The sequence below is a fragment of the Erwinia psidii genome (assembly GCF_003846135.1).
Taxonomy (GTDB): domain Bacteria; phylum Pseudomonadota; class Gammaproteobacteria; order Enterobacterales; family Enterobacteriaceae; genus Erwinia; species Erwinia psidii.
Genome location: NZ_RHHM01000001.1, coordinates 193,207 through 209,270 on the forward strand (window position 1 = coordinate 193,207; position 16,064 = coordinate 209,270).

At 46.7% G+C, this 16,064-nt stretch carries 9 protein-coding genes; 3 read left to right on the forward strand and 6 right to left on the reverse strand.

Annotation, left to right across the window (positions count from 1 at the left end; all coding sequences use genetic code 11):
• Positions 1 to 831: 831 nt before the first annotated feature.
• Both rcsD and rcsB read left to right on the forward strand, forming a co-directional pair.
• Positions 832 to 3,486, forward strand: a complete 2,655-nt coding sequence (gene rcsD, locus EB241_RS00835) for a phosphotransferase RcsD (protein ID WP_124231343.1) — start codon at positions 832 to 834, stop codon at positions 3,484 to 3,486.
• On the forward strand, positions 3,483 to 4,133 hold the full coding sequence (gene rcsB, locus EB241_RS00840) for a response regulator transcription factor RcsB (protein WP_124231344.1): 651 nt from the start codon (positions 3,483 to 3,485) through the stop codon (positions 4,131 to 4,133). Before rcsD ends, rcsB begins: the two co-directional genes overlap by 4 nt.
• A gap of 142 nt (positions 4,134 to 4,275) precedes the next feature.
• Here the strand turns inward: rcsB and rcsC are convergent, their stop codons facing one another.
• From rcsC to EB241_RS00870, 6 genes are all read right to left on the reverse strand, one after another.
• Entirely contained in the window at positions 4,276 to 7,131 is a 2,856-nt protein-coding gene (gene rcsC, locus EB241_RS00845) for a two-component system sensor histidine kinase RcsC (protein ID WP_124231345.1), read from the reverse strand.
• 223 nt (positions 7,132 to 7,354) lie between these two features.
• The gene (gene gyrA, locus EB241_RS00850; RefSeq protein ID WP_124231346.1) at positions 7,355 to 9,991 is read right to left on the reverse strand and encodes a DNA topoisomerase (ATP-hydrolyzing) subunit A; all 2,637 of its coding nucleotides are present in this window, start codon (positions 9,989 to 9,991) and stop codon (positions 7,355 to 7,357) included.
• Positions 9,992 to 10,215: 224 nt separating this feature from the next.
• Entirely contained in the window at positions 10,216 to 12,261 is a 2,046-nt protein-coding gene (locus EB241_RS00855) for a secretin N-terminal domain-containing protein (protein WP_124231347.1), read from the reverse strand.
• Between the two features lie 26 nt (positions 12,262 to 12,287).
• Positions 12,288 to 12,521, reverse strand: a complete 234-nt coding sequence (locus tag EB241_RS00860) for a hypothetical protein (protein WP_324128834.1) — start codon at positions 12,519 to 12,521, stop codon at positions 12,288 to 12,290.
• A gap of 6 nt (positions 12,522 to 12,527) precedes the next feature.
• On the reverse strand, positions 12,528 to 13,070 hold the full coding sequence (locus EB241_RS00865; RefSeq protein ID WP_233592506.1) for a GNAT family N-acetyltransferase: 543 nt from the start codon (positions 13,068 to 13,070) through the stop codon (positions 12,528 to 12,530).
• Between the two features lie 21 nt (positions 13,071 to 13,091).
• On the reverse strand, positions 13,092 to 13,571 hold the full coding sequence (locus tag EB241_RS00870) for an RNA polymerase sigma factor (protein ID WP_407644246.1): 480 nt from the start codon (positions 13,569 to 13,571) through the stop codon (positions 13,092 to 13,094).
• A 400-nt stretch (positions 13,572 to 13,971) separates the two neighbouring features.
• Between EB241_RS00870 and sctV the strand changes: the two genes are divergently transcribed.
• A complete protein-coding gene (sctV, locus tag EB241_RS00875; protein ID WP_124231350.1) occupies positions 13,972 to 16,059 on the forward strand; it encodes a type III secretion system export apparatus subunit SctV in 2,088 nt (695 codons plus the stop codon).
• The last annotated feature ends 5 nt before the right edge of the window (positions 16,060 to 16,064 follow it).

The following is a 16,064-nucleotide window of genomic DNA, read 5'->3' on the forward strand; positions in this document are numbered from 1 at the left end:
TATTCAGTACCAGGCCATTAGCGGCTTAACAGCCAGTATTTGCGCAATATCTGCCAGGTGTTGCAACCTCGCAGGCCTGTAACGCGTGCCCCTGTACAACCAGAGCAGTCACGCACGCGCCAGGCGCTAATCAACGCCGGCGCAAGCGTCCCGCTCAGACCTCAACCTTGCTCAGGTTACCGGTCCCATACTCCTGCCCGGAGATAAGAAGGGGTGATGAGCCAAAAGAGTGCCTGAACGATATCTGGCAAAAAACGACAGGTTTTGTTATTGCGCGATTTAACAGTTTTTGCTTTAAAAGTGACAACCTGATGCGATAAAACGCATTAAGCGTGCTTTTAAAGGATTAATTCCTGACAAGCAAGGCTCACCAAGGCTTTGGATACCTGGAAAAAAATATAATGTAGCCTGTAAACTTCTTTAATTTCACTAATTGTGATAAAAGTAACGTTAACCATGAAAGGTTTAGCAACGAAGACGATGAAGACACCGGCCCCCGACAAATCAATGCCAGCGCAGATGCCATCTCTTGTGTTCCCTGTGCAATTTTATCGTTGGCCCGGGACGCCATTTTCCCGGCATTCACAGGACACCGCTGGGCAACGACTGCTGACCAGTTCATTCCACTGGATAAGCGTAAGTCATGCCAAATCACGGGGGTATTTCTTCAATGACAACGTTAAATTATGCAGGTATTCTCGCAGTCCTAACACTGACAGAATTTATTTCACAGTGGTACAGCCTGATGGCAACGCTTAACCGCATCAGACTGCCCGGGCGGGTCGGTCCCCGCTGAGGGCCGATATTACGTACACAGAGGTAAGTTACCCCATGTTGCCATACAAGTTTCCTCTGAAGTCAGGCAATGTCACACACTTTTTTGTGATGTTTATTTTGCTGATCCTGATCAGTTCCGGGTTTATGATCCACAATTCTGTCAATGCATGGTTGATGGATAAGCGTTATGCCATGGCAGATATTGCTCATGCCATGCAAAAACGGATTAATACCTATCGCTTTGTCACCTGGCAAGTGTATGAAAATCTTGCCGCCAGCGCCACCGGCTCTCCCTCTGGCAGCCTTCAGGAAACCCGACTGCGCCCGGATGTTTACTACCTGGAAAAAACCCGTCGTAAAACTGAATCGCTGATTTTCGGCTCTCATGACAGCAGCACTCTGGATATGACGCTACGGATGTCAAATTATCTGGATACCTTATGGGGTGCTGAAAACAGCACCTGGTCCATGTATTTTCTCGACGGGCAGGATAACAGCTTAATCCTTATTTCCACGCTGCCATTGAAGGATATGGCAACGCGTTACAAAGAGAGTGCCATCAGTAATATAGTCGACACCCGCCGGGCCGAAATGCTGCAACAGGCCAATGCGCTGGATGAACGCGAGAGTTTCTCGCCACTCAGACGTTTTACCTGGCAAAACGATCACTATTTCACCGTGCGTACCACATTTAATCAACCGGGGCATCTTGCAACCGTTGTGGCATTCGATTTACCGATCAACGACCTCATCCCGCTCAACATGCCGCTGGAAAATTTTCAAATCAAACAGGACAACAATGTTGCCACGGAGAGTTCGGACAGCAATGATGCCACCAGCAGCACCAGCGTCTCATTGATCAATCCCGGCGTGGAAATTTCAGCGTCACTGACCAGCACGCCACTCCAGCTGGTTTATCGTGTACGGGTTCTTGGCCTGATTGTCGACACGCTGCACAATCTTATGTTGCCGCTTCTGGCTAATCTGCTGCTTATCCTGCTTTCGCTGGGTGGATTATTTCTGATACGGCAACAGTCGTTAAGGCCGAGTGAAAACCAAAGCGCCGAGCTGGATTCTCTGCGTGTATTGAATGAAGAGATCGTTGGCAGCTTACCTGTTGGACTACTGGTGTATGACTTTTCCAGCAATCGCACCATTATCAGCAATAAAATTGCCGAGCACCTGTTACCGCATCTTAATCTGCAAAAAATTATTAATATGTCCGACCAACATCAGGGCGTACTTCAGGCCACGGTAAATAACGAAGTGTATGAAATACGTCACGCCCGCAGTGTGATTTCGCCCAATACACAGCTGTTTATGATGCGCGATCAGGATCGTGAGCTACTGGTCAACAAAAAATTGCAGAAAGCCCAGCAAATCCTGGATAAAAATCACCAGACGCGTCAGCAACTGTTACAGAATCTTGGACAGGCCCTGAACCATCCACTAAATAACGTCATCAGTCAGTTACGGCAACTCAGTACAACGCATGAATCCGATCCCGTCAGCGAAGCGCTGGAAGAATCTCTGGCTTTGGGCCGCCTGGTCGATGATATTGTGCTGCTTAACCGGCTGGAAACCCATGACTGGGCGCCCGATGCCGGTGCTTTTAATGTGCAAACAGTGCTGGATGAACTGGTGACAGAGGCCCTGCCCTCCCTGCGTCGCAAGGGGCTAAATTTACTGGTTAATAATCGCCTGAGCGGTGATGAAAACCGCTTCAGCGATCGTCGGGCATTGTATAAAATCCTCACCACGCTGTTACATTACGCCGTTACAACCACGACCTGGGGACGCATCAGTATTGAAGTAAGCCACCCAGAAGATCGCCCTGATTGCCTGATGATTGAGATAGTGGATACCGGTGCAGGGCTGAAAGCCGATGAACTGGGCAATGCAGATTTTCCCTTCCTCGGTGAAACCAGCCAGGATCGCTTCAGCCAGACTTCAGGGCTGGCACTTTTCCTGATCAAGCAGCTCTGTAAACAGCTGGGTGGACAGCTGGAGATTATTGCCCGACAGGACATCGGTACTCGTTATACCGTTCAGATTCAGGCTCCGCAGGAGCTGGAGCAGCCACAGGAAGAGAAACTGCTGGAAGGACTGACTACCCTGATTGACATTTCGGTGGATGATGTCAGAAAAATAGTGGTTCGCCAGCTCGAAAACTGGGGAGCCAATTGTATTACACCGGATGAGCGTTTTTCCGGCCAGGATCATGATGTGCTGGTGACTGACGAACCCGCCAACGTGACGCCGTGGTCGTTATTGCTTACGGACAATGAAGCAGGCTATACCGTACTGTCACGTAATCAGTTCAGGGTCAATTTCAATCTGAGTAACGCGATGCAGGATGCATTGCTCCAGCTGATTGAGCAGCAGCTGGCCATGGATGATGTTGTTGAAGATCAGGAGCTCCCCCAGCTGTTTTCGCCAGGCTATTTTCAGCTCTTTGTTGATACAGTACCAGACGATGTGAAGAGATTGTATAATGAAGCAGCCGAAGGGGATTTGAGTTCGCTTGCTCAGACGGCACACCGTCTGAAAGGTGTGTTTGCCATGCTCAACCTGACACCAGGCAAACAGCTTTGTGAAACACTAGAACAGCACATTACAGAGTGTGACATTTCAAACATTAAAAATACCACCAGTGAGATTGACGATTATGTCAATAAACTGTTGCAGCAAGGTAACCAAATAATATGAACAACTTGAACGTAATCATCGCCGATGACCATCCCATCGTGCTGTTCGGCATTCGTAAATCGCTTGAACAAATCGAGTGGGTTAACGTTGTTGGTGAATTTGAAGATTCCACGGCATTAATCAACAGTCTGTCAAAACTTGATGCCAATGTTCTGATTACCGATCTGTCGATGCCCGGGGAAAAATACGGCGACGGTATCACCCTGATCAAATACATCAAACGTCACTATCCTGACCTGTCGATTATTGTGCTGACCATGAACAATAACCCGGCAATCCTCAGTGCCGTACTGGATCTGGATATTGAAGGGATCGTGTTAAAACAGGGGGCACCAACCGACCTGCCAAAAGCGCTGGCTGCCCTGCAAAAAGGCAAAAAGTACACGCCGGACAGCGTGGCGAAGCTGCTGGAAAAAATCAGTGCAGGTGGCTATGGTGACAAGCGTTTATCGCCAAAAGAGAGCGAAGTCCTGCGTTTATTTGCGGAAGGCTTTCTGGTAACCGAGATCGCCAAGAAGCTGAACCGCAGCATCAAAACCATCTCCAGCCAGAAAAAATCAGCGATGATGAAGCTGGGCGTGGACAACGATATTGCCCTGCTGAACTACCTCTCTTCTGTCAGCACCATGCCGGTTGATAAAGACTGATCGCAGTTATGCCAGTTAAAAGGCGAATATTCATTCGCCTTTTAACGCGTTGTTTTATCGTATCCGTCCGCCGTTTCCTTACCGCCTCAACATTTGCGTTCCGGCGTCGTACTGATACGAATTTACCTCACACCGCTGATGTTCAACTTTCCCTGCTCTTGCGCACGCGATCGGCGTAAAACGCCAGCGTCTGTTGCAGAATATCCAGCGTGACGGGCTTCGACAGGCAATTATCCATTCCTGCTTCCATACAACGCTGCTTCTCTTCCGCCAGCGCATTTGCGGTGACGCCCACCACAGGAAAAGTCTGACCGAGCTGGCGTAAACGCTGTGTCAGTAAGTAACCATCCATATTGGGCATATTCACGTCGGTCAGCACAATATCAAACTCCTGACGACTCAACACATTCAATGCGTCCACGCCATCCTGGGCGGTTTTCACCCGATATCCCAGTGTTCCAAGTTGATCGGAAAGTAACATTCGGTTTATTGGATGATCGTCCACCACCAGAATCAGGATATCTTCATTACTGAGGGGCTGCTCCTGTGTCTCAGGCAAACCGGACAGTGAATCAGGCAGACTCACTTCAACCCTGAATATCCGGCCCAAAAGAACAGGCAATTCATGCGGCGTCGTTGTGCCATAAATCCAGTGACCACCAATAATCTCCAGAGGCGCATCATTGTGGTTACCATCAAACCGAATGATGGCACGCACCGTCTGGTTAATCTGAACATCATAATCAGTGATAATTACATCGTCAGCCTCACAGGGGGCGCCTTCATGCAGGTAGCCCACGGTAATACCATGCTGCTGCAACAGTTTCTGAAGGAAGTCTGCCAGCGTGTCGTTACGCAGCTCCAGCCAGCACTTTCTCCCCAGCAGTCCCTCATGGAGTACCGGCGTCATTATCTGGCCGTTGTATAACGGAATACGGACCACAAACTGACTTCCCATTCCAGGTTCTGAATCCACTTCAATGTCGCCATCCATCATATTGATGAGCTTTTCACAGATAGCGAGCCCCAACCCGGTACCGTGGAAGTTGCTCTGCATACCGCTCCCTACCTGGAAGAAAGGATCAAATAAACGAGGAATATCCTTCGCCGGTATTCCCACGCCGGTATCACGCACGCAGAAAACCACGTAGCCATCTTTTATATAAGATCGCAGGATAATGCCGCCGGTATGGGTAAATTTGATGGCGTTATTCAGGAGATTTGATATGACCTGTTGCAGCCTCAGCGGATCGCCATCCAGCGTCACCGGCACGTCACTGTCAATAAAGCACCACAGCGTCAGACGTTTTTTCAGCACCATAGCAAGATAGCTGGAGGTAATGTGGGTTATCACCTCGCGCGGGGAAAATTCTCTTGGCTCAATTCTCAGTTGTTCAGATTCAATTTTTGAAAAATCGAGGATATCGCTGATGATTTTCAGCAGCAGGCTGGAGGAGTTGTTCATCGCCGAAACCAGCGACTCCACGCCTTTCGGCAGCGATTTAGTTTGTAACAGATCGAGATTACCAATAATGCCATATAACGGCGTACGCAGTTCATGGCTGACGGTTGCCAGAAACATCGACTTCGACTGGCTGGCCTGCTCCGCTGCATGGGCCATTTCCTGAAGTGACTCTTCCATCTTCACGCGGGCTGACACATCCACCAGTACACAGATCGCCACGTTTTCATTGCGGTAGCGTGAATGAACAAAGCTGATTTGCAGATTAGTATTGCTGCCCGTCAGCACATCAACAAAATTCACCTGCTGACCACAAATGATTTCAGTAAGGCGCTGCCTGTCTTCCTGAGTCAACATGCTGAGATAGTTATGCGCCAGCTCATTACTGAGGATATTGGTGCCATCACTGGTACGAAGGATACAAATCCCTACCGGCGCTGAGGCTACAATTTTGCGGTTGAATTGCTCATGCTCTTCCAGGCGCTGGGCGTTATCTTCCGCGGGCAGGAACATACGGCGTTCAAACAGCCATGCCAGCGTAAACAGAAAAATCGCGCTAATCAGATTAAGTAATACAGCGTTGATAATCAGCATTTTCAGTTTTTCGACTATATCACTGGTCTGCACGGAATAGACGATGGTCAGGGAAGACGGCACCAGCGTCTTTTTCAGCACCAGTTGCTTATAGCCATTGATATAGCCAAACCAGTCGCCTTCATCCAGCAAGTCATCAAGCGCAATGCGTTCTCCGCTATGGGAAGAAGACATAATGCGTTCGTTATTGGCATCAAGAAGCATCGCACTAATCGGGAACGAACCAGGGGCAATAAAATCATCCAGACGAACGGACTGCTCAATGCCTAACAGTGCCACCATCCTGCTAACCACATACACAGGTGTTAGCATGTAGTAATAACCAACCCCAGCCTGCGCTGACGGTACCACCCAAAATATGCTGTTTTTTCGTTCACCGCCGTTGGCATTACGGTATTTCAGGATATGTTCCTGTAATGACTTCAGCGCGTGTCCACGATCGGCAGAAGCATTACCCACCCCAAAGTCCGCCAGGCACAGGCTCTCGCCACCAATAAAAAACACCCGGTTAAGTTCATAGGCTGATGAGAAATTATCTTTCCAGTAACGCAGAAAATAACTGAGAGATTCCAGAGAATTACGCCATGTGTTACTCATGGCGCCACAGTCGGAATCAGAATAAAGCGGGTAAAATTGTGGCAGCGTGGTTTTGCCGGGAAACATGCCATTCAGCACATCCAGACCATTGGCTGAGGCGTTAAGTCTGTTTTCGGCAATAAACTTCAGTTCCCTGGTCACATCAGTCGCATGGGTCATATACCACTGTACCTGTTCGACATTAGCGTTGAACTCCTGTCGAACCTGAGCCTCTTTCTCATGCAGCACATTGATAATATAAAACGTCGTCAGTAACGCACCCAGCGTCCAGAGCATCAGTGCCAGCGCACGGAACAAATAGCGGGAGATTCGTAACGTGGTTCTGAAAGAGACTAAGTATTTCAAACGAAACCCTATAGAGCGGCTAACTATCGACCAATTTTGTCCCATTACAGTACCGCCAGAACGGTAAAAAAGCCAGCTAACCTCCTTTCAGGCAGTGAGAAATATCTGCCAGTGAAAGGCAATCCGGCCAGAAATGGCACAAAGAAAAACACCCCGTCAGCACAGAGCTGACAGGGTGTGGATGATTATCAAAGGTGAGGTTCGGGATCAATAACTACGTGAGTTACTCTTCTTCATCACCTTCTGCTGCATCATCATGGTCCACTTCCGGGAGAATATCGTCGTCCCCTTCCGCCACGCTGCCGTCAATAGCATCCAGCTCTTCTTCCGCCACCGGTTCGGCTACCCGCTGCAGCCCCACCACGTTTTCATCTTCCGCCGTGCGGATCAGGATAACACCCTGGGTGTTACGTCCAACCACACTCACTTCTGAAACGCGCGTACGCACCAGCGTACCGGCATCGGTGATCATCATAATCTGATCGCCGTCGACAACCTGCACCGCACCAATGACCGGACCGTTACGCTCAGTGACCTTGATTGAGATAACCCCCTGAGTGGCACGGGACTTGGTTGGATATTCGCTGTTATCCGTACGCTTACCATAGCCGTTTTGCGTCACCGTCAGGATAGCACCGTCGTCACGTGGCACAATCAGAGAGACTACCCGGTCGCCTTCCGCCAGTTTGATACCGCGCACGCCGGACGCGGTGCGTCCCATGGCACGGACAGCCTGCTCAGAGAAGCGCACCACTTTACCGGCCGCAGAGAACAGCATGGCTTCATCCTTGCCGTTGGTCAGCGCCACGCCAATCAGCTCGTCATCCTCACGCAGATTAACCGCGATAATACCGGCGCTGCGCGGACGGCTAAACTCCTGCAATGCCGTTTTCTTCACCGTACCGCTGGCAGTGGCCATAAAGATATTCCAGCCTTCAGCATACTCACGTACCGGCAGGATAGCGGTGATACGTTCATTGGCTTCCAGCGGCAACAGGTTGACGATAGGTCTGCCACGCGCACCACGGCTGGCCTCCGGCAACTGATAGACCTTCATCCAGTACAAACGTCCCCGACTGGAGAAGCACAGAATGGTATCGTGGGTATTTGCCACCAGCAGACGATCGATAAAGTCTTCTTCTTTAATACGTGCAGCCGATTTGCCCTTACCCCCGCGACGCTGCGCTTCGTAATCAGACAATGGCTGATACTTAACGTAGCCCTGGTGGGACAGGGTCACCACCACGTCTTCCTCGTTAATCAAATCTTCGATATTGATGTCGGCGCTGTTGGCGGTGATTTCAGTACGCCGCTGGTCGCCAAACTGATCGCGGATCAGCTCCAGCTCTTCACGGATAACTTCCATCAAACGCTCGGCGCTTTCGAGGATATAGATCAGTTCAGCGATCTGCTCCAGCAGCGCTTTATACTCATCCAGCAGTTTTTCATGCTCAAGGCCGGTGAGCTTCTGCAAACGAAGATCAAGGATCGCCTGTGCCTGTTGCTCGGTCAGATAATACTGCCCGTCGCGAATGCCAAACTCATCTTCCAGCCATTCCGGGCGCGCGGCGTTATCACCGGCACGCTCCAGCATGGCGGAAACATTACCCAGCGCCCACGGGCGTGCCACCAGACCGGCTTTTGCTTCGGCAGGCGAAGGGGCACGGCGGATCAGCTCAATGATAGGGTCGATATTCGCCAGAGCAATCGCCAGCGCTTCCAGGATATGAGCACGATCGCGGGCTTTACGGAGTTCAAAGATAGTACGACGTGTCACCACTTCGCGTCGATGACGGACAAACGCCTCCAGAATCTCCTTCAGCGGCATAATCTTTGGCTGCCCCTGATGCAGGGCCACCATGTTAATGCCGAAAGAAGTCTGCAACTGCGTGAGTGAGTAGAGATTATTCAGCACCACTTCGCCAACCGCATCGCGTTTGATCTCAATGACGATACGCATACCGTCTTTATCAGATTCATCACGCAGCGCGCTAATCCCTTCCAGACGCTTCTCTTTCACCAGCTCCGCCATTTTCTCGATCAGACGGGCTTTGTTCACCTGATAGGGGATCTCGTGAATGATGATGGTTTCACGCCCGGTCCTGGCATCAACTTCCACTTCACCACGGGCGCGAATATAAATTTTGCCACGGCCAGTGCGATAGGCTTCCTCAATTCCCCGACGACCGTTGATGATCGCAGCGGTGGGGAAATCAGGACCGGGAATGTGTTCCATTAGCGCTTCGAGGCTGATGTTCTCGTCCTCAATATACGCGAGGCAGCCATTGATAACTTCTGTCAGGTTATGTGGAGGAATGTTGGTGGCCATTCCGACGGCAATCCCCGATGCGCCGTTAACCAGCAGATTGGGGATTTTGGTCGGCATTACTTCCGGGATCTGCTCGGTGCCGTCGTAGTTATCAACGTAATCGACGGTTTCTTTTTCCAGATCCGCCAGCAGTTCATGGGCAATTTTCGCCATACGCACTTCGGTATAACGCATTGCCGCAGCGGAGTCACCGTCAACGGAACCGAAGTTACCCTGACCGTCCACCAGCATGTAACGCAATGAAAACGGCTGCGCCATACGCACAATGGTGTCGTAAACGGCGGTATCGCCATGCGGGTGGTATTTACCGATAACGTCGCCAACCACGCGGGCAGACTTTTTATAAGGTTTATTCCAGTCATTGCCCAACACATTCATGGCATAGAGCACACGACGATGTACGGGTTTCAGACCATCGCGGACATCAGGCAATGCGCGGCCGACAATGACCGACATGGCGTAATCGAGGTAGGAATTTTTCAACTCTTCTTCGATATTGACCGGTGTGATTTCTCTGGCCAGGTCACTCATTAAGGCGCTTTCCTTCTAAAATATACCCGGATTCAAAGGTGCGAAAGTATATCACCTTTAGACCTGGTGGTGAATGGAAAGCATCGTTTTGCGCGCTTTAAAAGCGGAGCTTCGTGCACTGAGCTTTTGGTGATGAAAGATCAGGTTGACGGACTGGCTGGCTGCCGGGAGATGACCATTCGGGGTGCGGCAACCGACGGGATTATGAGCCTGGCAGGTCAATTTCAGGCGTCATCATAATCATTGCTTGCGCTAACAACATAGATTTCAATGATTGAACCGGGAAATACTTCTGCATCTACACTTGGGAAAAGAATAAGATTTTCAGCATCATCACAATTATCCGTAGGGAATACGGCCTTCTGCTGTCCGGTATTTTTTATAAAGGATGAAAAGATGGTATATCGCGGATCTACCAACGACTTAACATTGCCGGAAATTACCGAAAACGGCCAGCCTACATCGCAAACATCCTGTAATGAGATATTTTCATCTTCATGAGGAGCCCGTGACAGATCTGAATAGCTGGATAACCTGACAATATCCTTAATTATATTTTTGTAAGTACTTTCTGAATAACGCTCCTTATTTTTTTTATTTAATCTGTTTACTGTGGCGTTTTTCTCAACGGGCTGGCCGCTCTGGTGATCATAAACACTCCTGGGCGTTATTATAAAAAAACGTTCCCGCTTAGTCTTCTCAGAAAGATTAACATTCAGGTTGTTTTCTTCATGCACAGACAGCCCGCCGACAACCAGTGAATCTGCTTCGTTAAATGCGACTAAAGTGCTTATATCGCCGGACAGGTTTTTCGTTGCTGTTGCAGGCTGTGTTGCATTACCATAATAAATATCGAGTTTTACCTGAAAAAGATTTTTTTCAGCCGAAGCTATTACTCTTGGGGTTATTTGCAAAAAGGTTTCCCCCCAGGAAACAGCTTCATTATTTTTTGCCTTATCTGCGCCTTGCGGATTAAAAGTAAGAATAGCGGGGTAATTCTCCATAGTAATAAGCGCCGAGCGTGAAATTGATGAAACCACTCCACGTTGAGAAAAATATTTCAATTCTTTTTGAAAACGTTTCATCTCTTCAGCGGTCATTATCTTTTTATTACCATTTATAACTCCCTCAACAAGACTGTTCTTTCTTTTCGACTCTTTGCCCTGCCCCCCTGCTGGGATAATTAGGTTTCGATCAATATCCACAACCAGGGTATCAATTGAAATCAGCTTTAAAGGCATATCCAACTTTTTAATTATTTGGGCGTATTCATCGCGCCTGGAAGACTTGCCATAAATCAGTATGGCATTATTGCGAGTGTCAACCACTACTCTTTCTTTCTCATCGTTTTCATCAGCCTGCCGTGACTCTGACAACATGGGAATTGTCAACGATGAATAGTCAGGAAAAAATGATTCTATCCTGTTTTTAACATAAGAATTATCATTCAGTATATTTGAGACTTTATCAGGGTAACGTTGCCTTGACTGAGGTTCTGATTTACTGTGATTTAATAAATCTTTCAGGACAGTTCCCACTCCCGGAATGATGATCACTTCGCTACGATACTTTATCTCACGATCTGAGGCTTCCGAAAAGTGCAGCGGAAAGAACATGACCTCTTTATTCTCTGGTTTCGTTTTTTCTTTCTCCGAAATTTGAGAAAAATCCTGGATAAGCTTAACATAGCGATCGGGGCCACTCACTAATATTTCGGCACTGTCGGGCAGTTCCGCCCACCCAAATCGCTTGTCCAACAGACCGATTTCAGTCAGTGCTTTTTTAAGGGTTTCAACATTTTCTTTTGGCACTTTTATCTTCATAGATTGCCTGCTTTTCAGGCTGCTTATATATAGCTTGCCATCAAAAACGAACCATTGTAGATGGTACTTTTTTGAGAGGCGGTCAATAAATTCAATAGCCGTTGCGGTACGTATATTGTTAGTAACCTCTCCAGAAATTTCATTATCAATAACGGGCTGTAGCGAAAAAGCATATGAAAAATCTTCCAATACCTTTTGTAGTGATGCCGGTGTATTTTGATAGGAGAATTCTGAGTTAGTTAATGATAGTGGTGGTACAGCAATGGCTGATGGGTTAAGGATAAAGAGAAACGAGGCCAGCAACAGTAACTGATAAGTAATTAAAGAAAAAAAACGTGCTCTTTTTTTTACACACAGATTCCATAAAGACATAGTTCTTATCCTATAAAAGACAAAAGAAACAATTTTCTTTAAAAAAATCAAATCTGAGCACGTTTCCTGATTCATATGTCCTCCACACGTTGATCATTTAGTTATCTGATATCATTAATAATCGATCGTGCCAGATTATGATTTAAAGTAACCTCCTGATTAGCGGCCCAGGTGGATGAAGAGTATTGACGCATATAATGATTAAACTTATGCCAGTCACCTAATGTCGGGTTTTTTATATGAGCTGCTGACTGATAAAAATTACTCTGACTTATTTGTAGTTGAGAATCTAATTCTTTGCGTACCGTTGACATTGTAACCATATTAAACACCATTGAGTTTTATTTGAGTGAAAGAGTAGGTCTGAAGCCATACAATATTACGCTGGTACGTTGCTTTCCAAAAGACGCTATTTCCGGGAAAAAGCCCCACTGTTCACCTCCCAAATACCTGGCGATTCTCTGACTGGCATGATTCGAAGCCATAATCCAGGCAACCAGGGTTTCAAGCCCAAAAGCACGCCCAATACGCAGTGCTGCCTTTCCCAAAAGGATGCCGACTCCCCGACCGTAGCAGTCTGCACGAACATAAACAGATATTTCTCCCGTCAGATAGCAAGCTCGTGTACCCCAACTGAAGCGATTAACGGAAAACCAGCCTGTTATTTCTCCATCACGCTCAAGAACGTACACTGGAAGGTTATCCTGCTGATAGAGATTTATATAAAAAGAAAATTCTTTCAGGGTAACACTCCTGGTAACGGGGGAATTCATACCGGTATTTGCTGTTTCGTTAAAAATAAAAGCCATCGCTTTTAAATCACCTGTATTAGCGCGCCTGATCCCTTTAGGTATATTTTTCATAACAGTTTTATCGATTCGCACAGTTAGTTTTCATCCCTGATTTTAACACTGGCTCTTTAAAATCCCTCTGGCTCTGGAGAGCCTTGAGCGGACGGTGCCAACTGGAATGCCAAGTTGCCTGGCTACATCATGATAGTTACTGTCCGTATCCATGATAAAATAAATAACATCCTGCATTTTAACGGGTAAACTGTCTACCACACCCAGCATTCTGCAAAATTTAATTTTATATTCGCTAACATGATCTGGATTTGATGATTCTTCGGTCGCCAGGAACATTATTTCATCAAGATCAACCATTTCAGGTTTATTAAATAAAGTTTTAAAGTAATTTCTAATTAAATTAGAAGCTATTCCAAACAGCCATGTTTCTTTACTTGACTCACCCGCAAACTTGTGTTGATTGCGAAAAGCCTCAAGATAAGTCATCTGCACAAGATCTTCGGCATCACTTCGGTTGTAAACCCGCCGACTGATGAATTTATGCAGCTTATCGTTAGTACCTCTCACTAAATCATCCATGTCAAATACGTTACTATTTTTATAGTTCACTGCCAGGTCAAGAATCCTTTCCATAGATAACATCCCTTTACTTAACTTTCAAATGTTGTATCAAGTGAGTGGCAAATCATAAAAAAAATGCCTGGTAAAAAACCCAAATAAAATGAAAAAGAGACATGCACAGATAAATAAAAATAAATAAAACCTTTTAAATCATATAGATGGAATGAAATACTTAAAAATAAAATAATCCATAAAAAATGTTATGAACGTTTCAGTCAATGCTCAACACTAAAAGCAGTACGTCTTAATCTCTAAGATTGAGAATAAGATTTTACAATTCGTCTTTCTTGAAGATGATAATAAAAATATCATCTCATTCAGAAAAATGATGAAAAAATACTATTTTTTCGGATAAAACATGACGGCAATAACAGATTTTTTAGCTAACCTGACAAGAAAAATGGTAAGGCAAACGGAACTTATTGTCATTGTCATAGTAATGACAATTATATTTATGATGATATTACCCATGCCTTTGTGGGTTATCGATATGGCAATATCACTGAATATATGCATTGCTTCGCTGCTGGCTATCAAGTCTTTGTTTTTACCTTACCCTCTTGCATTTTCAACTTTCCCTGCTGTTTTGTTAATGACCACAATGTTCCGGCTTGCACTGTCTGTTGGCACGGCAAGACTTATTTTACTGCAACATGATGCAGGCCATATCGTTGAAACTTTTGGTAACTTTGTTGTAGGAGGTAACCTTGCCGTGGGGCTGGTCATATTTTTAATACTGACGCTTGTCAATTTTCTGGTCATTACCAAAGGCGCTGAACGTGTGGCTGAAGTTTCAGCACGTTTCACACTTGATGCCATGCCAGGAAAACAGATGGCTATCGATAGCGATCTCCGTTCTGGCCTGATTGACACCGCAGAGGCCCAAATTCGTCGGAAGCAGTTAACCAGTGAAAGTCAGCTCTTTGGCGCAATGGATGGCGCAATGAAGTTCGTCAAAGGCGATGCTATAGCCGGGATTATTATTGTCTTTGTTAACTTAGTGGGTGGGCTTGCAGTAGGTATATTGCAGCAGGGAATGGCCGCAGCCGATGCGATGCATATCTATTCAGTCCTGAGTATTGGTGACGGATTAATAGCTCAAATTCCGGCGTTACTGATCTCCTTTTCAGCTGGCATCATTATCACACGGGTGACAACGGATAAAAGTTTATCAGATATTAGCATTGCCAATGAGATAGCCTCGCAGCTGATGCGGGAATCTAAATCCTGGCTATATGTTGCCGTTATAATGATGCTTTTCTCTGCAATACCTGGAATGCCAACGTCTCTGTTTGCCTCACTGAGTTTATCATGCTTATTTTTATTTTTTTTCCTTTATCGCCAGGAAAAAAGAGGCAAAATGCAGGAAAGCCAGCCGTTTTCTTCTGGAGACAGCGACGAAAGGTCGGCTATTCTCAACGAAGAAAATGTTCGCCGCTTTTTTCCCTTACGCGCTTATCTTATGCAGTTTCATCCGCAGCATCAGGGAAGCCCTGAATGTCTTGAATTATCTCAGCGGCTGCACTCCCTTAGGAACCAATATGTTTTCGACTATGGACTCATGCTTCCCAATTTTGATCTTGAATTTTCCCCTGAGGTCTCTACCGATGAGTTCCGTTTTTGTATGTATGAAGCCCCTCTCATTCGGGCAACTTTCGATTCCTCAAAGTACGCGGTAAAAGCCGACCTTGTTAATGCTACGGAAGATGTTTTAGGTACAGAAGAACGGGGAGAACAGGAGTGGTGCTGGCTGGCATCCAGCGATCCCCGATTCTCAACAGATAAACCAGACTATTGCAAATCCTCCGATCTCATTGCTGAACGTATGAAAAACGCAATTCAGGCTACAGGCTGGCAATTTATTGGTCTGCAGGAATGTCGAACACTTATTGAATGGCTGAAAGAAGTTGAGCCGGAGCTGGCTCAGGAATTAGAAAGAAGTATTCCCCTGACCTGTTTTGCAGACATTTTGCGACAACTGGCCGCCGAGCATATTACTTTACGGCCACTAAGGCTTATCGTTGAATCAATACTTCAGCACTATCAACACGATGCAAGTTTGGTTTCATTAACAGAGCAGGTGCGTTGTGCGCTGAAATGGCAAATTTGCCAACAGTATTGCCATAATGATCGTCTTAATTGCTGGTTACTGACACAATCCTGCGAAGATATTTTTTTCAACGGATTAATTTCAACCAACAATGAAAACCGCATTGAACTGAATTCGCAAATGCAAGAAGCGTTAATGGTACGCCTGAAAACGCGGTTTCCTGCCCATCAGCAAGATTCCAGCGTATTACTTGTTGAACAAAATTTGCGAGGCCCGCTTGCAAATTTGCTGCGCGAGTCGCTCAGCCATATCCCCATACTCTCTTTCTCAGAGCTGACTCCAACGGTAACAATCCTGGTCAAAGGGCGGATTGATCTTGAGGATCAGGAAGCATAACAGGC

Excerpts from the sequence above, each read along its gene's own strand:
- rcsD (WP_124231343.1), top strand. The coding sequence starts at position 832 with ATGTTGCCATACAAGTTTCCTCTGAAGTCAGGCAATGTCACACACTTT.
- rcsB (WP_124231344.1), top strand. The coding sequence starts at position 3,483 with ATGAACAACTTGAACGTAATCATCGCCGATGACCATCCCATCGTGCTG.
- gyrA (WP_124231346.1), bottom strand. The coding sequence starts at position 9,991 with ATGAGTGACCTGGCCAGAGAAATCACACCGGTCAATATCGAAGAAGAG.
- EB241_RS00855 (WP_124231347.1), bottom strand. The coding sequence starts at position 12,261 with ATGAATCAGGAAACGTGCTCAGATTTGATTTTTTTAAAGAAAATTGTT.
- EB241_RS00860 (WP_324128834.1), bottom strand. The coding sequence starts at position 12,521 with ATGGTGTTTAATATGGTTACAATGTCAACGGTACGCAAAGAATTAGAT.
- EB241_RS00870 (WP_407644246.1), bottom strand. The coding sequence starts at position 13,571 with ATGGATGATTTAGTGAGAGGTACTAACGATAAGCTGCATAAATTCATC.
- sctV (WP_124231350.1), top strand. The coding sequence starts at position 13,972 with ATGACGGCAATAACAGATTTTTTAGCTAACCTGACAAGAAAAATGGTA.